This is a genomic window from Kiloniellales bacterium, assembly GCA_030066685.1.
Lineage (GTDB): Bacteria > Pseudomonadota > Alphaproteobacteria > Kiloniellales > JAKSBE01 > JAKSBE01.
On record JASJBF010000066.1, the window covers coordinates 1 to 19,785 of the forward strand.

Annotated in this window: 21 protein-coding genes; 6 read left to right on the top strand and 15 right to left on the bottom strand. The window is 68.8% G+C overall.

The annotated features are described in order from the left end of the window. Positions 1 to 112: 112 nt before the first annotated feature. From der to QNJ30_27490, 4 genes are all read right to left on the bottom strand, one after another. Complete coding sequence (der, locus tag QNJ30_27475) at positions 113 to 1,534, bottom strand: ribosome biogenesis GTPase Der (GenBank protein MDJ0947205.1); 1,422 nt, start codon at positions 1,532 to 1,534, stop codon at positions 113 to 115. A 47-nt stretch (positions 1,535 to 1,581) separates the two neighbouring features. Beyond that, a complete protein-coding gene (locus QNJ30_27480) occupies positions 1,582 to 2,919 on the bottom strand; it encodes a PQQ-binding-like beta-propeller repeat protein (GenBank protein ID MDJ0947206.1) in 1,338 nt (445 codons plus the stop codon). A gap of 3 nt (positions 2,920 to 2,922) precedes the next feature. After that, complete coding sequence (locus QNJ30_27485) at positions 2,923 to 3,573, bottom strand: tetratricopeptide repeat protein (GenBank protein ID MDJ0947207.1); 651 nt, start codon at positions 3,571 to 3,573, stop codon at positions 2,923 to 2,925. A gap of 129 nt (positions 3,574 to 3,702) precedes the next feature. Then, the gene (locus QNJ30_27490) at positions 3,703 to 4,257 is read right to left on the bottom strand and encodes a thioredoxin family protein (protein ID MDJ0947208.1); all 555 of its coding nucleotides are present in this window, start codon (positions 4,255 to 4,257) and stop codon (positions 3,703 to 3,705) included. A gap of 166 nt (positions 4,258 to 4,423) precedes the next feature. Here QNJ30_27490 and QNJ30_27495 point away from each other — a divergent pair, with 166 nt between their 5' ends. The 5 genes from QNJ30_27495 (at position 4,424) to QNJ30_27515 (ending at position 6,315) form a co-directional block, all read left to right on the top strand. Continuing rightward, complete coding sequence (locus QNJ30_27495; protein MDJ0947209.1) at positions 4,424 to 4,750, top strand: hypothetical protein; 327 nt, start codon at positions 4,424 to 4,426, stop codon at positions 4,748 to 4,750. 108 nt (positions 4,751 to 4,858) lie between these two features. After that, entirely contained in the window at positions 4,859 to 5,194 is a 336-nt protein-coding gene (locus QNJ30_27500; GenBank protein ID MDJ0947210.1) for a DUF2794 domain-containing protein, read from the top strand. Positions 5,195 to 5,399: 205 nt separating this feature from the next. Beyond that, entirely contained in the window at positions 5,400 to 5,738 is a 339-nt protein-coding gene (locus QNJ30_27505; GenBank protein MDJ0947211.1) for a hypothetical protein, read from the top strand. Then, a complete protein-coding gene (locus QNJ30_27510; GenBank protein MDJ0947212.1) occupies positions 5,735 to 6,034 on the top strand; it encodes a hypothetical protein in 300 nt (99 codons plus the stop codon). The genes QNJ30_27505 and QNJ30_27510 overlap by 4 nt, the downstream gene beginning before the upstream one ends. A gap of 104 nt (positions 6,035 to 6,138) precedes the next feature. Beyond that, positions 6,139 to 6,315 (top strand): hypothetical protein, encoded by a 177-nt coding sequence (locus QNJ30_27515; protein ID MDJ0947213.1) that lies wholly within the window; start codon positions 6,139 to 6,141, stop codon positions 6,313 to 6,315. A 77-nt stretch (positions 6,316 to 6,392) separates the two neighbouring features. Here QNJ30_27515 and QNJ30_27520 read toward each other — a convergent pair whose 3' ends face one another. The 9 genes from QNJ30_27520 to guaA all read right to left on the bottom strand — a co-directional run bounded on the left by QNJ30_27520 (position 6,393) and on the right by guaA (position 16,524). Next, positions 6,393 to 6,704, bottom strand: coding sequence for a hypothetical protein (locus QNJ30_27520; protein MDJ0947214.1), 312 nt, complete (start codon positions 6,702 to 6,704; stop codon positions 6,393 to 6,395). Then, the gene (locus QNJ30_27525) at positions 6,701 to 7,786 is read right to left on the bottom strand and encodes an ABC transporter ATP-binding protein (protein ID MDJ0947215.1); all 1,086 of its coding nucleotides are present in this window, start codon (positions 7,784 to 7,786) and stop codon (positions 6,701 to 6,703) included. Before QNJ30_27525 ends, QNJ30_27520 begins: the two co-directional genes overlap by 4 nt. 8 nt (positions 7,787 to 7,794) lie before the next feature. Beyond that, positions 7,795 to 8,670, bottom strand: coding sequence for a carbohydrate ABC transporter permease (locus QNJ30_27530; protein ID MDJ0947216.1), 876 nt, complete (start codon positions 8,668 to 8,670; stop codon positions 7,795 to 7,797). 3 nt (positions 8,671 to 8,673) lie between these two features. Then, positions 8,674 to 9,732: a sugar ABC transporter permease gene (locus QNJ30_27535; protein MDJ0947217.1), complete on the bottom strand. Its 1,059-nt coding sequence runs from the start codon at positions 9,730 to 9,732 to the stop codon at positions 8,674 to 8,676. 88 nt (positions 9,733 to 9,820) lie between these two features. Continuing rightward, positions 9,821 to 11,254 (bottom strand): extracellular solute-binding protein, encoded by a 1,434-nt coding sequence (locus QNJ30_27540; GenBank protein ID MDJ0947218.1) that lies wholly within the window; start codon positions 11,252 to 11,254, stop codon positions 9,821 to 9,823. Between the two features lie 81 nt (positions 11,255 to 11,335). After that, entirely contained in the window at positions 11,336 to 12,433 is a 1,098-nt protein-coding gene (locus tag QNJ30_27545) for an ABC transporter ATP-binding protein (protein MDJ0947219.1), read from the bottom strand. A gap of 76 nt (positions 12,434 to 12,509) precedes the next feature. Beyond that, complete coding sequence (locus QNJ30_27550; GenBank protein ID MDJ0947220.1) at positions 12,510 to 13,673, bottom strand: Gfo/Idh/MocA family oxidoreductase; 1,164 nt, start codon at positions 13,671 to 13,673, stop codon at positions 12,510 to 12,512. A 10-nt stretch (positions 13,674 to 13,683) separates the two neighbouring features. Further along, on the bottom strand, positions 13,684 to 14,739 hold the full coding sequence (locus tag QNJ30_27555; GenBank protein ID MDJ0947221.1) for a sugar phosphate isomerase/epimerase: 1,056 nt from the start codon (positions 14,737 to 14,739) through the stop codon (positions 13,684 to 13,686). 240 nt (positions 14,740 to 14,979) lie between these two features. Then, the gene (gene guaA / locus QNJ30_27560; GenBank protein MDJ0947222.1) at positions 14,980 to 16,524 is read right to left on the bottom strand and encodes a glutamine-hydrolyzing GMP synthase; all 1,545 of its coding nucleotides are present in this window, start codon (positions 16,522 to 16,524) and stop codon (positions 14,980 to 14,982) included. Between the two features lie 144 nt (positions 16,525 to 16,668). Between guaA and creD the strand changes: the two genes are divergently transcribed. Then, a complete protein-coding gene (gene creD / locus QNJ30_27565; GenBank protein MDJ0947223.1) occupies positions 16,669 to 18,117 on the top strand; it encodes a cell envelope integrity protein CreD in 1,449 nt (482 codons plus the stop codon). On the opposite strand, the gene QNJ30_27570 is transcribed toward creD, so the two are convergent. Beyond that, positions 18,069 to 18,611: a GNAT family N-acetyltransferase gene (locus QNJ30_27570; protein ID MDJ0947224.1), complete on the bottom strand. Its 543-nt coding sequence runs from the start codon at positions 18,609 to 18,611 to the stop codon at positions 18,069 to 18,071. The two genes, creD and QNJ30_27570, sit on opposite strands and share 49 nt — an antisense overlap. Then, a partial coding sequence (locus QNJ30_27575) for an RsmB/NOP family class I SAM-dependent RNA methyltransferase (protein ID MDJ0947225.1) occupies positions 18,608 to 19,785 on the bottom strand: 1,178 nt, incomplete at its 5' end. The genes QNJ30_27575 and QNJ30_27570, both read right to left, overlap by 4 nt.

The window sequence follows — 19,785 nt, forward strand, 5'->3', positions numbered from 1 at the left end:
GGCCGGGTTTGCTTGACCGCCCGCTGCGTTGCGCTCCGCTTACGGTACATCGCACAGCTGCGCGAAGCGCGCCTGACCGGCGGACAAGCAAACCCGGTCAAATGAGTCATTATCAACGCCCCTTGGTATAAGCCCGCTTCTTTGCGTCCTTCTTCCTGCCGCCGCGTTTCCGGGCGCCCGGCTTCCGGGCATAGGGGTTCTCGCCCTTCCTCAGGGCGATGCGGATCGGCGTGCCCTCGAGCTTGAAATCGCTGCGCAGCTGGTTCTCCAGGTAGCGCAGGTAGGAGGCCGGAATCGCCGCCGGCCGCGAGCAGAAGATCGCGTAGCTCGGCGGCCGGGTCTTCGTCTGGGTCACGTACTTCAGGCGCACCTTGCGGCCTTTGGACAGCGGCGGCGGATGGGCCGCGGTGACGGCCTCCAGCCAGCGGTTCAGCTCGCCGGTCGGGACCCGGGCGTTCCAGACCCGGTAGGCCTCGAGCACCGCGTCCATCAGGCGGTCCAGATGCCGGCCTTCCAACGCCGAGATCGCCACCTTGGGCACGCCGCGGACTTGCGGCAGGGAGCGTTCCAGGCGGTCGTCGAGTTGCCGCAGGGCGGCTTCCCGGTCGGTGCAGGCGTCCCACTTGTTGAGCGCGATGACCAGGGCCCGGCCCTCGTCGACGCTGTGCCGGGCGATGGTGAGGTCCTGGCGCTCCAGACCCTCGTTGGCGTCCAGCAGGAGGACCACGACCTGGGCGAAGCGGATCGCCCGCAGGGTGTCCTCGACCGACATCTTCTCCAGCTTGGCCGCGACCTTGGCCCGCTTGCGCAGGCCCGCGGTGTCGACCAACTGGACCTCCTGTCCCCTGTAGGACCACTGGACGGCGATGGCGTCGCGGGTGATCCCGGCTTCCGGGCCGGTCAGGACCCGGTCCTCGCCGATCAGCCGGTTGACCAGGGTCGACTTGCCGACGTTGGGCCGGCCGACGATGGCCAGCTGCAGGGGCCCGGCGGCCGCGTCCCCCGCCTCCTCGGTTTCCTCTGCCACCGCGGACGCCGCCTCGGCGAAGGGCGCCACGGCATCGCGCAGGTCGGAGAATCCCAGATCGTGCTCGGCCGAGAGCGGCACGGGATCGCCGAAGCCGAGCCCGTAAGCCTCGGCCAGGCCGGAATCGCCCGCCCGGCCCTCGCACTTGTTGGCGACCAGGACCACCGGCAGGTCCTGGCGCCGGAGCCAGCGGGCGAAGTGCCGGTCGAGCGCGGTCAGGCCGGCCCGGGCGTCGATCAGGAAGAGAACCAGATCGGCCGACAGCAGCGCCCGCTCGGTCTGCTGGCGCATCCGCGCCTCCAAGGCCTCGGGCGCGGCCTCTTCCAGCCCTGCCGTGTCGATGACCCGCAGCCGCAGGTCGTGCAGCCGAGCCTCGGCCTCGCGGCGATCGCGGGTCACGCCGGGCTCCTCGTGCACGAGGGCCAGCTTTCGGCCGACCAGGCGGTTGAACAGGGTCGACTTGCCGACGTTGGGCCGGCCGATGATCGCGACGGTCAGGGGTTGCATGTCGTCTGCTTTTCCAAGCGCCCGCCCGGCCGATCCCGGGTGCGGCGTCAGCGCATCGCCACCAGGGTCGCGCCCTCGGTCAGGAAGTAGACGGTGTTGCCGGCCACCACCGGCGTCACCGCCGCGGCCCCCGGCAGATTGAACTCGCCCTGCACCTCGCCGTTCCTGGGCGAGACCCAGACGCCCTTGCCATGGCTGCCGGCCAGCACCAAGCGCCCCCCGGCCAGGACCGGGCCGCGCCAAGTGATCGGATCTTGCCGGTCGTCTTCGTCCTCGAACTGCTGCAGCGGCTGGACCCAGCGGACTCCGCCGTTGGCCCGGGTCAGGCAGACCAGCTGCGCGTCGGCGCTGACCACATAGATGAAGTCGCCCCCGACCCAAGGAGTCTGGACCGAACTGAGGTCGATGTCCCAGGCCCGCTCGCCGCGGCGCAGATCGATCGCGATCATGCGGCCGGCGTTGCTGGCCGCCAGCACCAGACCCCGGTCGATCACCGGCAGCCCCCGGATATCGGCCATGTCCGCGATGGGATCGATGCGCCGCACGCTAGCCAGGAGATCGCTCCACAGGACCCGGCCGTTCTCGGCGAGCAACGCAAAGAGCTCGCCCGAGGAATAGGGCGCGATCACGGTGGAGCCCTGAACCGCCGGGCTCGAGCCGCCGAGCAGGGTCGCGACCTCCTGGATGCCCGTGTGCGACCAGAGCGCGGCCCCGGTCCGGGCATCGAGCGCGTGGAGCTGGTTGTCGACCGAGACCACGAAGATGCGCCCGTCGCTGTAGGTCGGCGCCGCCCGCATCGGCCCGGGAATCGGCTGCGACCAGAGGATTTCGCCGGATCCGGCGTCCAGGGCAAAGACCTTGGCGAAGCCGGTGCTGGCGAAGATCCGGCCGCTGCCGAAGGTGATGCCGCCGCCGAAGAAACCGTCGTCCTCCTCGTCGTCGTCGGAGAGGTCGACCCGCCAGCGCCGATCGCCGGACTCGGTTTCGAAGGCGGTCACGGTCGAACGGGAATCCATCGCGTAGACCGTATCGCCCACGACCAACGGCTCGGCCAGGATCTGGCTGTCGTCCGAGCTGCCGTCCCCGACGTCGGCCGTCCAGTCGACTTCGGGATCCTCGCCCAGGGAAAGGTGATAGAGCGCATGCACCGCATTGCCGCCGGGCTGGTCCCAGGTGTCGTTCACGTAGGGTTCGGGCAGGCGGACCCTCAGGTTCTCGATGCTGCGGTCGGCCTGGAGCGCGCTGTCATCGGTCAGGATCGCGATGCGCTTGCCCGGCAGCGGCGGATCTTCGCCGCGCCCAAACCAGTCGGAGACGAAACCGCAGGCGCCGAGTAGCGCGCAAAGCAGAAGCGGGACCAGAGCGCGCAGGCAGCGAAGAGCCATGAGTCAGTCTCCAGTCCTGAGGGTCGACAGCAGCTGAGCCGCGCGCTCCCTGGCCGCCGGCGGTGCAAAGACATCCTGGCCGATCGCCTCCAGGCGGGCCCTGGCCCGCTCGCTGTCGCCCTGCCTGATGGCCAGCAAGGCATCGAGTTCCTGCGCCGAGGTCCGAAACGGCTGACCGACCCCCAGGAGCGGCTGGAGCTTGGCCTCCAGGGCGGCCGGATCGCCGCTATCTATCTGATACATAACGGAAAGCAGGGTGGCGATCGCCCGAAAGCTGTCCCCCGAGGGGCTCTGTGCCGCGATCTTGTCCCAGATCGCCGTCGCTTCGGCGGTGTTTCCGGAGTCCGCCAAGCGCTGCGCCTGCGCGAAGGCAGCAAGGGTCCCGTAGCCTCGGTCCGAGGGGTCGGCGATCTCCGCCAGGGACGCCCGGATCGCATCGTCCTGATCCTCGACCGTCTGGGTCGTCAGGGCGGCATAGCGGTCCGACAGCTCCGTCCGCCGTTCAAGGTCGTAGCTCTGCCAGATCTGGTAACCGGCCACGGCCGCAATCACCAGGACGGCGAAAGCGATCAGATAGATGCCGTATCGCTTCCACAGCTTGGCAAAGTTCTCCTGCCGAATCTCCTCGTCGACTTCACGAAAGATATCGCTCAAACCCGCCTCCCCGGCGCCCTTTTCCCTTGGCCTCGAAGCGCGCTAAAATAGCTCGGAGCCGGCGCCTTGGCAAAATCGAATAGTTTATTTACTTCAGCACTTTAAGAAGACCGGCTTTCCGCCCAGGCGTCAGGCCGCCCGCCATTTGATCGAGCAGCCCATCGATCCGACCTGCTCGCTGGGGCCATGGCCTGTGGCGGCGACCTGCTGCATCGCCTCGAAAAGCTCGCGGCGGGCATCCGGCACCAGCTCGACCCTGGAGGCATCGAGGCGGCCGCGATACTGCAGGCCGAGATCGGCGTCGAAGCCGAAAAAGTCCGGGGTGCAGACCGCATCGTAGGCGCGCGCCACTTCCTGGGTCCGATCGATGACGTAAGGAAAAGTGAAGCCGTTCTCGGCCGCGAAGGCCTTCATGTTCTCGAAGGAATCGGCGGGATAGGCTTCGGTATCGTTGGGCATGATGGCGACCGCCCCGATACCCAGGGTCTGGAGCTCGGCGACATCCCTGACCAGGCGGCCGATCACCGCCCGCACGTAGGGGCAGTGGTTGCAGATGAACATGACCACCGTGCCCTTCTCGCCACGGACGTCCCGCAGCGTGTAGTTGCGGCCATCGACCCCTTCCAGGTCGAAGTCTACCGCCTGCCATCCGAAATCGCAGATCGGCGTCGTGAGCGCTGGCATAACTGGCCTCCTTCGAGAACTTCGGCCGCCGATCCGGCGGCGGCCGGATAACCTAATGTTTACTTAGCCGGTCGAAACTGGGGCTTCAACGGGTGCCGCTGCGAAAGGCGGCCCGCGGGCCCGACAGCGTCTCGAGAGACCGCGCACCCCGAACCGGAGTCAAGGTATGACCCGCCGCTGGCTGACCGCCTTTCTGTTGCTCCCCCTCGTCGCCTGCGACCCGGCGACCGCGACCATGGTCGTGGTCGGAACCTCGGCCGCCAGCTTGGCCCATACCGACAAGACCGTGCCGGACCACGTCGCCACCTGGGTGACCGGCGAGGACTGCTCTCTGCTGCGCTACACAGAGGAAGACGGCCCCTATTGCCAGCCCGAAGCGGAGGTCGAGGCCCCTGCGACGGCGCCCCAGGTGGTCTGCTACCGGACCCTGGGCGCGATCGATTGCTATCAGCGGCCGGACCCAAAGGCCAGCAGCTTCACCATGGTGCGCTGAGCGGCAGGGCCCGCGGGTAGAGCGCTGGGCCAAGCTGCTGGACGCCGGATGCGATTTGGGAGAGACTGAACAAAAGATCAGCAACAGTGGGGAGGTGCCGCTCGTCCAATGCACAGCTTTCATCGCCCAGGCAACCACCGTCTTTCCACTTCGACCACCTTCTTCGACCGTCACGAACTCCACCAGCTCCTGTGCCTCTATAGCCAGCACGTCGCGGCCGGCGAATGGCGCGACTACGCCATCGATCACCGCGACGGTCGGGCGATCTTCTCCGTCTTCAGGCACACCTTGGATTCTCCCGCTTTTTCAATCACCAAGCGGCAGGTGAAGAACGGCCGCGAGGGCGCCTACGAGGTCCACGACGGCCGCCAGCGGGTGAAGCGCAGCACCAGCCTCGCCGAGGCTCTGTCAATCTTCAGGCAGCCGCTGCGCGTCGTCTCTTAAATCGAGCCCGGCTCGGAGCGGGTCGATCCGGGCCGTGAAACTTGCCTTATTTCATTGCGCTAACAGACAATCCACGCTTCTGCTGTCGGCGGCGCGACGCAGGGACGCCGCGGGATTGACCGGGCCAAGGCGCGGCTGCCCCCTGGGCTTCGCCGCCCAAGCGTGCTATTCGGCAGGCGTCGTATGGATTGGTGGGAGGTTTGTCGTGCGAAGTCTCTGGATCGCGGCGCTGCTGTGTTTCGCCTTGTCGTCCTGTGCGAACGATGAGCAAGCCCAGGCCAATCTCGCCGTTGCCTGCGCGGTGAAGAAGTGCATCTGCGAGGCCAAGGAAACGCCGTTCTTCAGCCAGCCCGAACGCCAGGATGTCCTCTGGCAGGGGAACGGCAACGCCTACTGCCCGCAGGGCTTCGCCCTGGCCGAATACGTCGAGAAGAAGAAGGACCCGCCGGGGGGCTTGGCGCTGCCCAAGCTTCAGGATCCCTACCCCTGCTACGACACCTCGGCGCGCTGCAAGAATCAGGAAAGCCTGCAGGGTCTTCAATGAACCTGGCGCGCCTTCTGGCAGCCGGCCTGCTGGCGCTCCTGGCCGCCTGTTCGGGGGACCGCAAGGGCGACCCCGAGCTTCGGGTGGCCTGTGCGCTGAAGGCCTGCGAGTGCGTGCCGGAGCAGGGACTCTTCACGAACGAGTCGGAGGCCGTCCTCTGGCAGACGAACGGCGACGCCGCTTGCCGCGAGGGCTACGTGCTGCGCCTGACAGACGAAGAGGAGCCGCCCCGCAATGTCGGTTCCAAGAACCGCAAGGGCGGCATCCGGCTCAATGTCCCGAGGCCGAGCTTCTGATCGCCTGGCAGCTCCCGTTCCGGCGGGCGAGCCGCGCGGTTCGGGACATCGAGCCTCGCCCGGCCCCGATCCCGGCCGTCATCGTCGAGAACAAGACCTATAAGGTGGCGGTCCATTTCCGCTCGGTCGGCGCCGAGGACGCCGGCAGGGTCGAGCCGATCGTCGATGGCGTCGGCGACCGACTGTCCGACACGGCCGAGGTGCACCGCTTTCTGAAGCAGCTCACCGCCCACATTCCAGACAGAAAGATGGGCGACCGGGGTCGGCACCAAGAGGCCTGATACCAAGGAGCGCTGATAAAGACTCAATTGACCGGGTTTGCTTGCCCGGCCTTCGGTGGCGCGCGCCGGCCCCGGTCCTATTGGCTTTGCAGATAGACGCCGTAGAGGTGTGCGGCCGCGATCGCGATACCGGCGACGACCAGGAGAGTCAGGATCACGATGCCGCCCGCCTTGACCAGGCTCGCGGCCCTGACGCCGGGCCGACACAGCGGCACCAGGTTGAAGGCCAGCCCGCCCAGGACCACCAGTGCAGCGCCAACGCCGAACAAGGTCAGCGAAAAGGGCTGGAAGATCATCGCCAGGGCCGCGATGCAGAGCCCGATGATGCAGACCTCGACCCGGCGGGCTTGCCGCGCGGTCAGGCCGCGCTTGCCGTCGGCTCCGCTCATGACGCCACCCGCCGCCCGGCCGCATCGAAGAGGTGCAGCTTGGCGGCCGAGCAGCGCACCTGCACCCTCTCGCCTAGCCTGGGGGCTTGGCGGCGGTCGAGCACCACCCGGATGTCCTGCCCCTCCGCCGAGAGGTGGAGCAGGGTCTCCGCGCCCATGGGCTCGATGAGCTCGACCTCGGCCGCGAGCGAATCGGCGGTCGGCTCCGACACCAGGCCGAGGCCTCGCGGCCGGAAGCCCAGGGTGTACTCCCCGCCGTCCGCGATCTGCGCCCCGGCGAGCGGCAGGTTCAGAGTCAGGTCCTGGCCGGCGATGCGGCAGCGGGTGGCGCCGTTCTGCGCCGTCACCCTGGCGGCCAGCAGGTTCATCTGGGGCGTGCCGATGAACCCGGCGACGAAGACGTTGCTCGGCGCGGCGAAGACCCGATGCGGGGTGTCGAACTGCTCGATCACGCCGTCGCGCATCACGGCGATGCGGTCCGCCATGGTGAGCGCCTCCAGCTGATCGTGGGTCACGATGACCGTCGCCTTGCTGAGCCCGGTCAGGACCTCCTTGATCTCCCCGCGCATGGTTTCGCGCAGCTGGACGTCCAGGCGGCTCAAGGGCTCGTCGAAAAGGAAGCACTGGGGATCGCGCACGATCGCCCGGCCGACCGCGACGCGCTGCTTCTCGCCCTCCGAGAGCCGGCCGGGGATACGGTGGGCCACGCTGTCCAGGTGCAGGATACGCAAAGTCTCATCGACCCGGGCCCGAATCCGCTCGGCCGGCAGCTTCTCGGCGTGCAGCGGATAGGCCAGGTTCTCCGCGACGGTCAGCGTCGGATAAAGCGCGTAGAACTGGAACACCATAGCCACGTCGCGATCGCGCGGCGACAGGTCGTTGACCCGGTGGCCGGCGATCAGCACCTCCCCCGAGGTCACCGCCTCCAGCCCGGCGATCATGCGCAGGGTCGTGGTCTTGCCGCAGCCTGAAGGCCCCAGAAGGCAGACCACCTCGCCCGCGCCGACCTCGAGGTCGATTTCCCTGACCGCGGTCAGTTGGGCGAAACGCTTGGTCAGGCCTTTGAGCTCGATGGTCGACATGACGGCGCTCAGCGCTTGATCGTGCCGAAAGTCACGCCGCGCAGCAGCTGGTTCTGCAGCACGAAGGTGACGACGATGACCGGGATCAGGAACAAGGTCTCGATGGCCGCCAGCAGGCCCCAGCGCACACCGATGTCGCCACCGATGGTCTGGGCCATGGCGACCGGAACGGTGCGCGTGTCGACCCCGGTCAGCAGCAGCGCGAAGAGGAACTCGTTCCAGGTCAGGATCAGGCCGAAGACCGCGGTCGCCGCCAGGCCGGCCTTGACCTGGGGCAGGCAGACCTTGAAGAAGACGCCGCTCTCCGAGGAGCCGTCCAGGCGCGCCGCGTCTTCGACTTCGGTCGCGAGTTCGTCGAAGAAGCTCTTCATCATCCAGACAGCGAAGGGCAGATTGAAGGCCGTGTAGAGCAGGATCACCCCGGCGTAGCTGCCGGACAGGCCGGTGATCCGGAACATCAGGAAGATCGGGATGATGACCACGATCGGCGGCAGCATGCGCGTGGTCAGGATGATGAAGAGGTAGGTGTCGTTGCCCCTGAGCGGATAGCGCGAGAAGCCGTAGGCGGCCAGGGTGCCGACGATCAGGGCCAGCACCACGCTGGAGCCGGCGATGAAGATCGAGTTGAAGAAAAAGAGGTCGAAGCCGGTATCGACCGCCTCCATGCCCTTGATGTAGGCGCGGCTGAACACCCCGACGAAGTTCTCCAGGGTCGGCGTGAAGATGAACTTGGGCGGGATCGACAGCGCGTCCGTGTGGGTCTTGAAGGCGGTGAGGATGATCCAGAGCACCGGGAAGAAGTAGACGAAGGCGATCACCGCGGTGAATGCGGTCCAGCCCCAGCCCGCCCTGCCGATCTCCCGCCGCTTGAAGCCGAAGGCCACGGGTCAGGCCTCCACTTCGCGTTGCTTGACGAAATAGAGGTAGAGGTTGGTCAGCACGATCACGATGAAGAGCAGGACGTAGGCCAGGGCCGAGGATTGGCTGGTCTTAAAGTACTGGAAGGCCATCCGGTAGACGAAGACCGCGATGGTCTCGGTCGAGGTGCCCGGCCCGCCCTCGGTGATCAGAAAGACGATGTCGAAGAGCTTGAAGGCCTCGATCGTCCGGAACAGCAGGGCCAGCAGCAACAAGCCGCGAATGTAGGGAAAGGTGATGGTCCAGAAGCGCCGCCACCAGGAGGCGCGGTCGATCTCGGCCGCCTCGTAGAGGTACTTGGGCACGCTGACCAGTCCGGCCAGCACAAGCAGCATGACGAAGGGCGACCACATCCAGGCGTCGGCGAAGACGATGGCCGCCAGGGCCCCGGTCGTGGTCTCGAGCAGGATGAAGGTCTCGCCGGTGATCGCCTTCACCGCCTGGCTGAGCAGCCCGAAGGTCGGCTCGTAGTAGTAGCGGAAGAAGGCCCCGACCGCGACGTAGCTGAGCATCATCGGCGTCAGCACCAGCATCAGCAGCACGCGCCGGCCGGGGAACTCCTTCTCGAAGAGCAGGGCCAGGAGAAAGCCGACGATCAGCTGCGCGGCCACGGTCAGCGCGACGACCAGGGCCGTGGTCTGCAAGCGTTCCCAGACGGCGGGGTCGGTCAGCACCTTCTCGTAGTAGTAGAAGCCGGCGAAGCGCGGCGGCGCCAGGCGGTTGGCCCGGTAGTGGAAGAAACTCAGCCCGAAGGACCACATCAGCGGGAAGATGTTCATCACGAAGAGCAGCGCCAGGGCCGGCGCCACCAGCAGCGGCCCGCGGTGACGGCCCCAGGCGTTGACGACCAGGGTCAGGCAGACCAGGCCGCTGGCCGCCAGGCTGATCCAGAAGGCCACATCGAGCGGGACGGTCAGGATCGAGGCCGGAATGATCACGACGGCGAGCGCCAGGGCCAGGCGCCAGTTGCGCCAGTCCGGCTGCCACCAGGGCACCAGCGGCGGCCTGTCGCTCGCGATCGTCGTCATGCCCATTCCGTCCGGAGCTTTGCGGCGCCGCCGCCGGTCGCCCCGCAGGGAGACGGCCGGCGGCGGAAACCGCTGTCGGAGGTGAGGCCTACTGGATCCGGCCGGCTTCGATCAGAAGCTCTTCCTGGAAGGTCGCGATGCTGTCCAGCGCCTCCTTGGCCGACTGCTGGCCGGTGATGGCCTTGTCGAACTCCTCCTGCTGCTGGACCAGCAGCTCGAAGAACTCGGGGATGTGCCAGACGTCCTTCTGCCAGTCGAGGCTCGGCCCGAAGGCGTGGTTCCAGGGCCGGAAGGAGGCGTAGTCCGGCGCGCCGTGGACGCTGCGCAGGCCGCTCTGACCGCCGGCCTTGGCGAAGGCGACCTGGGTCTCGGTGGACAGCCACCACTTCACGAAGTCGATGGCTTCCTTGACCACGGTATCCGAGTTCCAGGTCGTCAAGACGAAGGGCTGGCCGCCGATGTTCGACCAGCGCGAGAGCTTGCCGTCGGGGCCCTTGAGGCCTGGCATGCGGGCGAAGTCGACCTTGTCGTGGACCTTGGAGGTCGCCGCCGTGATGGCGGATTCCCCGAATCCGATCCATTGGATGATCCAGGCCACCTTGCCCTCGCGGAACAGCTCGTCGACCTTGAAGATGTCCATGGAGCCCGTCTTCACGACCGGCGGCATGTGCTTCAGCATCGAGAGGTAGTGCTCGAAGCCCTTCACGGAGGCCTCCGAGTTGACGACGCCTTCGGCCCGGCCCTCGGGCTCCTTCGTCTCGTCCCAGATGTTGCCGCCGTGCTGCCAGATGAACCCGTTGATCTGCATCGACGAGAAGTCATAGCCCTTGCCGGCCTGATAGGCGACGCCGTAGAAGTCGTCGGTCAGGTCCTGGCCGGCCAGCTTGTCGCCGGCCGAGCGCCGGAAGAACGCGCCGAAGTCGTCGACCTGGCTCCAGTCGACCTCGTTCATAGCCTCGGGCGTGCAGGGCAGCTCGTAGCCGTATTTCTCCTTGAAGGCGGCCTGCTCGCCCTCATCGCAGAACAGGTCCTTGCGATAGTAGACCACCAGCACGTCCGGCATCTGCGGGAAGCCGTAGTAGTTCTCGGACTTGTGCGGATAGGTCGAATAGGCGTCGACCAGGTTCGGGTGCAGGTCCTCGAAGGATGCCTTGAGATCCGGGTCCGCCTCGATGAACTCGTTGATCTTGAGAAAGTAGCCGCCCTCGACGAAGGCGCCCAGCCACTGACTGTCCGAGACCGCCATCTGGTACTTCTTCTCGCCGGAGGTCAGCGAGGCCGCCAGGCGCTCGTAAAAGTTGGGCCAGGGGATGAAGTCCGGCTCCAGGGTCACCCGGTTGCCGCTCGGCGCCTTGTAGGAACGGTCGGCCAGGTCCTTCATGATCCGGGTCGGCGGCCAGTCCGGCACCGCCATGCGCAGGACAATGTCCTCCGCCGAGGCGCTCGGCGCCCAGCCCGCCGCCAGGGCGGCGACGGCGGCGCCCGCCGCGACAGTTCCGATGCGTCGTCCGAAAGACTTCATTTCCCTTCTCCTCCCTTGTTGGGACCCGCGGTCCGCGGCTCTCGTTGCGTCTTCAGGCCGCCTTGCCGGGTCATTGCTTATTCACCGAATTGCCGTTCCCGTCTCCCGTGCAAAGACATGCGTGTGTTCCAAAGCGATCTCGACATCGATGCGGTCACCAACCGCGAAGGCGACGGCGCGCTCTTCGGGCAGCACCATGCGCAGCGGCTGCTCGCCGGCCAGGAGGTCGAGAAGCGTGACATCGCCGAGAGGCTCGGTCAGGTGGACCGTCGCCTGGAAATGCGGGCCGCGGGGCGCGCCCTCCACCGGGGCCAGGTCGTGCGGCCGCACTCCGAACCAGAGGTCGGTGCCGGGACCGAAGGCCGAGAGCGCCCGGGACCAGTTGCCGCCGGCAACCTCCATGAAGGGCAGGGCTACGGCGGCCGCGGAGCCCTCGCCGCCGGCCCGGCGCGCCGGCAGCAGGTTGATCGTCGGGGCGCCGACCAGGCCCGCGACGAAGTCGTCGACCGGCCGGTCGTAGAGCGCCTCGGCCGAGCCGGTCTGCACGACCGCGCCTTCGCGGATCACCGCGATCCGCTCTCCCATGGTCAGGGCCTCCAGCTGGTCCGGCGTGGCGTAGACCATGGTCATGCCGAGCTCGCGGTGCAGCCGCTTGAACTCGGCCCGGGTGTCGTGGCGCAGCTTGGCGTCCAGGTTGGTCAGCGGCTCGTCCAGCAACAGAAGCTGCGGCCGGCGCACCAGGGCGCGGCCGATCGCGACGCGCTGCTGCTCGCCGCCACTCAAGGTGGCGGGCAAGCGCTCCAAGGTATGTGTGATCCGCAGCATCTCGGCGACTTCGTCGACCCGCCGGGCGACCTCGGCGGCCTCGACCCGGGCCTCCTTCAGGGCGTAGGAGAGGTTGCCGCGCACGCTCAGGTGCGGGTAGAGCGCGAAGGTCTGGAAGATCATCGCCATGGGCCGGCCCTGCACCGGCGCGTGAGTCAGGTCCCGGCCCTTGAAGAGCACCTGGCCGGAGTCGGCCCGTTCCAGTCCCGATATCACGCGCAGGGTGGTCGTCTTGCCGGCGGCCGAAGGCCCCAAGAGGACGAAGAACTCGCCCGCTTCGACCTCCAGGCTCAACCCCTGCAGCGCCGGCACCTCTCCGAAGCGCTTGCTGACCTCGTTCAGCGCCAGCTGCATGCCCTGACCTGCGGAATCACGGCTCGAGTCCCTCCCAGCCCGTCAAGGTTAGACAAAAGCGGTGATCAGCGGAACCTCAGAAGGCCAGCCAGGCCCCGCCTTCGGCACTGGACCGGACGCTGAGGGCGATGAATCGGACTCCTTCGACGCCGTCGGCCACCGTGGGCACGAGCAGCGCGGCCGGATCCGGCGGCCGGCCGGTCAGCCTGGCCTCGATCTGCTCGGCCAGGTCGAGGTAGAGCTGGGCGAAGCCTTCCAGGTAGCCCTCCGGATGACCGGGCGGAACCCGGGTCGCCCGCGCCGCCGCGGCACCGAGCCCTGGGCCGCCGCGGGTCAGCCGCCGCGGCGCCTCGCCCAGCGGCGTGTGGATCAGCTCGTTGGGGTTCTCCTGGCGCCACGACAGGCCGCCGGTCTCGCCGTAGACCCGGAGGCGCAGACCGTTCTCGTGGCCCGGCGCGACCTGGCTCGCCCAGAGCATGCCCCGGGCGCCGCCGGCGAAGCGCAGCAGGATGTGGGCGTTGTCGTCGAGCCGCCGTCCGGGAACGAAGGTCTGCAGGTCGGCCGCCAGGGATTCGAGCTCGAGCCCGGTGATGAAGCGGGCCAGGTTGAAGGCGTGGGTGCCGATGTCGCCGACGCAGCCGGCCGGTCCGCTGCGCGCCGGATCGGTGCGCCACTCGGCCTGCTTCTGCCCGGTCTCCTCCAGGGGCGTCGAAAGCCAGTCCTGGACGTACTCCGCCTGGACCAGGCGGATCGCGCCCAGTTCGCCCGCGGCAACCATCTCGCGGCCCTGACGGACCAGGGGATAGCCGGTGTAGTTGTGGGTCAGGCCGAAGACCAGGCCGCTCGATTCGACCAGGGCCTGCAAGGCCTCGGCGTCCTCCAGGGTGCTGGTCAGCGGCTTGTCGCAGATGACGTGAATGCCGGCCTCGAGAAAGGCCTTGGCCGGAGCGTAATGCAGGTGGTTCGGCGTCACGATGGCGACCACGTCGATGCCGTCCCCGCGCTCGGCCTCCGCGGCGGCCATCTCGGCGAAGCTGCCGTAGGCCCGCTCGGCGGCCAAGCCGAGGTCCGCCGCCGAGGCCCTGGCCTTCTCCGGGTCGGCCGAGAGCGCGCCGGCGACCAGCTCGTAGCGGTCGTCCAGCCGGGCCGCGATGCGGTGCACGGCGCCGATGAAGGCGTCCCGCCCGCCGCCGACCATGCCGAGCCGCAGGCGGCGGCCCAGCTTCGATGTTGCGGTCATCTTGCGCCCCCTATTCGATGCCGAGCATCCGGCGGTTGGCGGCCTCGTCCGTGCCGGCCTCGGCGAAATCGTCGAAGGCCCGCTCGGTGACCCGGATGATGTGGTCCGCGATGAAGGGCGCGCCCTCCCGGGCGCCGTCCTCCGGATGCTTCAGGCAGCACTCCCACTCCAGGACCGCCCAGCCCTCGAAGTCGTGGGCGGCCAGCTTGGAGAAGATGGCCGCGAAGTCGACCTGGCCGTCGCCCAGGGAGCGGAAGCGCCCGGCGCGATCGACCCAGGACTGGTAGCCGGAATAGACCCCCTGCCGGCCGCTCGGGTTGAACTCCGCGTCCTTGACGTGGAACATTTTGATGCGCTCGTGGTAGAGGTCGATGAAGGCCAGGTAGTCGAGCTGCTGCAGCACGAAGTGGCTCGGGTCGTAGAGGATATTGCAGCGCGGGTGGCCGCCGACCCGCTCCAGGAACATCTCGAAGGTCACGCCGTCGTGCAGGTCCTCGCCGGGATGGATCTCGTAGCAGACGTTGACCCCGGCCGCGTCGAAGGCATCGAGGATCGGCCGCCAGCGCCGCGCCAGCTCGTCGAAGGCGGTCTCGACCAGGCCCGGCGGGCGCTGCGGCCAGGGATAGACGTAGGGCCAGGCCAGGGCGCCGGAGAAGCTGGCGTGGTTCTCAAGGCCGAGGTTCACCGAGGCCCGCGCCGCCTTGTGCAGCTGCTCGACCGCCCAGGCCTGGCGGGCCGCCGGGTTGCCCCGGACCTCCGGCGCGGCGAAACCGTCGAAGGCCTCGTCGTAGGCCGGATGGACCGCGACCAGTTGCCCCTGCAGATGGGTTGAGAGCTCGGTCACCACCAGGCCGTGCTCGGCCAGGGTGGCCTGGACGTCCTCGCAGTAGGCCTTGCTCTCGGCGGCCTGTTCCAGGTCGAAGAGGCGGCCGTCCCAGGATGGGATCTGCAGGCCCTTGTAGCCGAGCCCGGCAGCCCAGGCGGCGATCGAATCCAGCGTGTCGAACGGCGTCTCGTCCCCGGCGAACTGCGCCAGGAAGATGGCCGGCCCCTTCAAGGTTCGCATGTGTTCCTACCCTTCGGATGTCGCGCGGCGCCCGCCGGAGAGGCCGGCGGCGGCTTTTTCTGCGCTCATTGCTTGCCGATCGATCTTAGCCTTGCCCTTGGCGAAAGCCAGGGCCGAGTCGCGGGGGATCGCGGGCGGAGCCGCGGCGGCGCGGAGACCCGCTCTGCCCTTGGCGCTCGCGCGACATCTCGCCCCGCCCCGGCAGCCCGTCCGGCCGCCGGCGTCAGGGCCGGCGCCGGCTCACTCCCACTCGATGGTGCCCGGGGGCTTGGAGGTGACGTCGTAGACGACGCGGTTGATGCCGCGGACCTCGTTGATGATCCGGGTCGCGACCCGGTCGAGGAAGGCGTGGTCGAAGGGATAGGACTCGGCCGTCATGCCGTCGACCGAGGTCACCGCCCTGAGCGCGCAGACGTGGTCGTAGGAGCGCGCGTCGCCCATGACCCCCACCGTGCGCACCGGCAGCAGCACCGCGAAGGCCTGCCAGATCGCGTCGTAGAGGCCGGCGTTGCGGATCTCCTCCAGGAAGATCCGGTCGGCCTTGCGCAGGATCTCGCACTTCTCGGCCGTGACCGCGCCCGGAATCCGGATCGCCAGGCCCGGCCCCGGGAAAGGGTGGCGCCCGACCATGGACTCCGGCAAGCCGAGCTCGCGGCCGAGCGCGCGGACCTCGTCCTTGAAGAGCTCGCGCAGGGGCTCGACCAGGCCAAGGTTCATGCGCTCCGGCAGGCCGCCGACGTTGTGGTGCGACTTGATTGTCACGCTGGGCCCGCCGGTGAAGGAGACCGACTCGATCACGTCGGGATAAAGCGTGCCTTGCGCCAGGAAGTCGGCGCCGCCGATGGTCTTCGCTTCGGCCTCGAAGACGTCGATGAAGGTCGCACCGATGATCTTGCGCTTGCGCTCCGGGTCCTCGACCCCCTCGAGCTTGCCGAGGAAGAGGTCCGCGGCGTCGCTGTGGACCAGCGGGATGTTGTAGTGGCCGCGGAAAAGCTCCACCACCTGATCGGCTTCGCCGGCGCGCAGCAGGCCATGGTCGACGAAGATGCAGGTCAGCTGGTCGCCGATGGCCTCATGGATCAGCACCGCCGCGACCGCCGAATCGACCCCGCCCGAAAGGCCGCAGATCACCTTGCCGGCGCCGACCTGCTCACGGATCCGGGCGATCGCCTGGTCACGGAAGGCGGCCATGGTCCAGTCGCCGCTGCAGCCGGCGATCCGGGCGAAGCGCTCCAGCAGGCGGCCGCCGTCCGGGGTGTGGACCACCTCGGGGTGGAACATCAGGCCGTAGTAGCGCCGGTCGTCGTCGACCGCGACCGCGAAGGGCGCGCCCTCGGAGGTGGCGACGACCCGGAAGCCCTCGGGCAGGCGGATCACCCGGTCGCCGTGGCTCATCCAGACCTGGTGGTCCTCGCCCGGGCGCCAGATCCCCTCGAAGAGCGGGCAGTCTTCGGTGATCCGCAGCATGGCCCGGCCGAACTCGTGGTGCTCGGAGTTCTCGACCTGGCCGCCGAGCTGGGCACAGAGCGCCTGCTGGCCGTAGCAGATGCCCAGCACCGGCACCCCGAGCTCGAAGACCAGCGCCGGCGCCCGCGGCGTGTCGGCCGCGGTGACCGAGGCCGGGCCGCCGGAGAGCACGATGCCGCGGGGCGCAAAGTCTCGGATTCGCTGGGTTTCGACGTTGAAGGGGTAGATCTCGCAGTAGACCCCGGCCTCGCGCAGCCGGCGCGCGATCAGCTGGGTCACCTGGGAGCCGAAGTCGAGAATCAGGATGCGGTCGGACATGGCATTAGTTAGCGGATTCGCCCCGGACAGGCCAACGGCTTTCCCGGTCCGGCCCCGAAATCTCCCTGCCTTCGCCCCGATCCCGCCCGGCTTGCTCCCGATTCGCCGGCCAAAAGCCTTCCGTCCAAGGGGAGGACCTTCAGTATGTCCGAGCAATCCGCGAACAAGCCGTCGATTTTCGACGCCATCGAACGCCACGCCTTCGCTCTCAAAGTGATCCTGCTGCTGGCCGTCGTGGGCGCCAGCCTCTGGCCGCTCGGAATCATTCGCGGACTGATCGAGGAACGCCAGACGCGCCAGGACCGGGTGATCGCCGAGATCACCGCCTCATGGGGAGGCGCCCAGAGGATCGTCGGCCCGGTCCTGGTGCTGCCTTTCGGCAAGCCGGAAGCGCCCGCCTTCGCTGACGGCGGAAACCCGGGCTCGGAGGGCCCGTCCGAGGACGGGGGCGAGAACGGCCGGAGCGGGGAAGCCTATCTCCTGCCGGAGCGCCTCAAGATCGACGCCAAGCTCGATGCCGAGGTGCGCAGCCGCAGCATCTACCAGGCTCTGCTCTACACCGCCGACACCAAGTTGACGGCCAGCTTCAAGGCACCGGACCTCGAAGCCCTTCGCATCCGAGCCCCGGAGCAGGTCGACTGGGACCGGGCGCGCCTGGAGATCTACGTCGCCGACCTGAGCGCCGTGCAGGCGGCCGAGGAGATTCTCTGGAACGACCGGAAGCTGCCGCTCTATCTGCACCGCCGGCTCGGCAAGACGGGCGCCGTTCTCGCGGCCAATCTCCCGACCTTGTCCGCGCGGGACGACTGGGCGGCCGACATGAAGGTCGATATCGTCGCAAAGGGGTCAGGATCCCTGAGCCTCAGGCCCCTGGGCGGCAGCAGCCAGATCTCCTTGCGCGCCGACTGGCCGCACCCGGGCTTCGGCGGCGCCTTCCTGCCGGCGGCCTCCGAGGTCACAGCCGAGGGCTTCAACGCCGACTGGCGGATTTCCCGCTTCGGCAGCAAGCTTCCGCAGCAATGGCGGAGCGACTCCAAGCCCCTGGACTGCGTCTTCACCGAGCGAAGCGGCACGGCGGCGGTGGTCAGTCTGGTGGATCCCGTCGACCACTACCTGAAGAGCGAGCGGGCCGTGAAGTACGGCACGCTCTTCGTCGCGCTGGTGGTCGGGGCAGTCTTCTTGTTCGAGCTTCGCACCCGCACGCCGATCCACGTGGTGCAATACGGGATGGTCGCGGTCGCCCTGGCGCTGTTCTTTCTCCTCCTGCTCTCGCTCTCCGAGCTGCTGGGTTTCGATCTCGCATATTGGATCGCGGTGGTCCTGTCCGTGGCTTTGGTGACGGCCTATCTGGCCAAGATCCTCGCCAGCCTAGGAAAGGGCGCGATCGTCGCCGCGTTGCAAGTCGCCGTCTACACCTACCTCTTCACCACGCTGCTCTCCGAAGAGCACGCCCTGCTGCTCGGCGCCTTCCTGCTCTTCGGCGCGCTGGCCGCGGTGATGTTCGCGACCCGGAACCTGGACTGGTACAGCCTGGGCGCAGCGGTTCAGCGCCGGGCCTCGACCAGCCAGGCCGGCAGGTCGGACCAGGCGTAGGCGGTCTCGTCGAGCAGGGCGCCGGCGAAGTGCTCCTGGCGCTCGGCGACCGGCGCCCCGCCCATGGCTTCGTAAAAGAAGCGCGTCGGGTTGCGCGACAGGACCCAGAGGAAGGCGGAGTGCGCGCCCTTGGCGGCGATCTCGTCGAAGAGGGCGACCAGCAGGCGCCGGCCGATCCCCTGGTTCTGCCAGTCCGGCAGGACGTAGAGCGTGTAGACCTCCCCCGGATAGGGCAGCTCGCGGTGCCGCGAGGGACCGCAGTCGCCGAAGCCGAGGATCCGGTGGTCCGGCAGCTCGGCGACCAGGGTCGAGGTCCGCTTCTGCCGGGCGATGGCCTCGCGCCAGGCGACCTGCTTGCGGTCGACCGACTGGCCGACCAGGTAGTCGTCGGGCAGGATCCCGGCATAGGTCGCCCGCCAGGTCTCGACGTGGACCTCGGCGATCCCGGCGGCGTCCAAGGGGGTCGCCGCGCGGATGCGGACGGGCTGGGTCATGGCTCCAGTCTGCGCGCCCGCTCCAGGATCGCAAGGCAGAAACCGTCGGTCCCGTGGCGCGCGGGGGTCAGCCGCAGGCCCCCGGCATGGGAAGCGGCTTCGGGCGGCCCGGCCGGCCCGAGCGCCTCTGCCCAGACCGCCTCGACCGGGAGCGGCGCGAAGCCGGGCTGCCGCGCCAGAAAGGCCGCCACCCGTTCCTCGTTCTCCGCCGGCAGCAGAGAGCAGGTCGCGTAGACCAGCCGGCCACCGGGCGCCACCAGGGCGGCGGCGGTCCGCAGCAGCTCGTCCTGGGTCGTCTGCAGGGCCTCCAGGCGCTGCGGATCGAGGCGCCAGCGGGCGTCGGGACTGCGCCGCCAGGTGCCCGTGCCGCTGCAGGGCGCGTCGACCAGGACCCGGTCGAAGCCGCCGGCCTGCGCGGCCAGCCAGGGATCCCCAGCGCCCTCCAGACGCTGCAGCTCGACTCCGGAGAGCCCGGCCCGGCGCAGCCGTGGCCGAGCGGCCGCCAGCCGGCCGGGGTCGACGTCGGCCGCCACCAGGCGCCCCTGCCCGCCCATGGCGGCGCCCAGCGCCAGGGTCTTGCCGCCGGCGCCGGCGCAGAGGTCGCAGACCGCGAGGCCGGGGCGGGCGTCGGCCAGCAGGGCCAGGAGCTGGGAGCCCTCGTCCTGGACCTCCACCAAGCCCTCCCGAAAGGCGTCCGTCGCGGTGACCGCGCGCCGCCCGGCGACCCGCAGGCCCAGCGGCGAGACAGGCGTCGGCGCGCTGTCGATCCCGGCCTCGGCCAGGGCGCGCCGCGCGGCCTCCCTGTCTCCCTTCAAGGCGTTGACCCGGAGGTCCAGCGGCGCCTGCTCCAGAAGCGCTTGCAGCTCGGCCTCGGCCTCGCCGCCGAAGGCCGCCTCGAAGGCCGGCAGCAACCAGTCCGGACACTCCAGGCGGACCCAGGCCGGTTGCTCGGGGTGCAGCGGCCCCTGCCCGCCCAGGGCTGCCAGGGCCTTTTGCTCGATTGCCTCCAAGGCCGGCGGAGCGTACCGCCCACCGTCGAAGAGCGCCGCGGCCGCCTCAGGACTCTCGCCGTCGATCAGCAGCAGGCCGGCCAGGACCCGGTGGCGCGCCTGCGCCGCCGCCAGGCCGGCCCGCGCGCACCACCAGTCGAGCCGGGCCCGGGCCCGCAACAGGG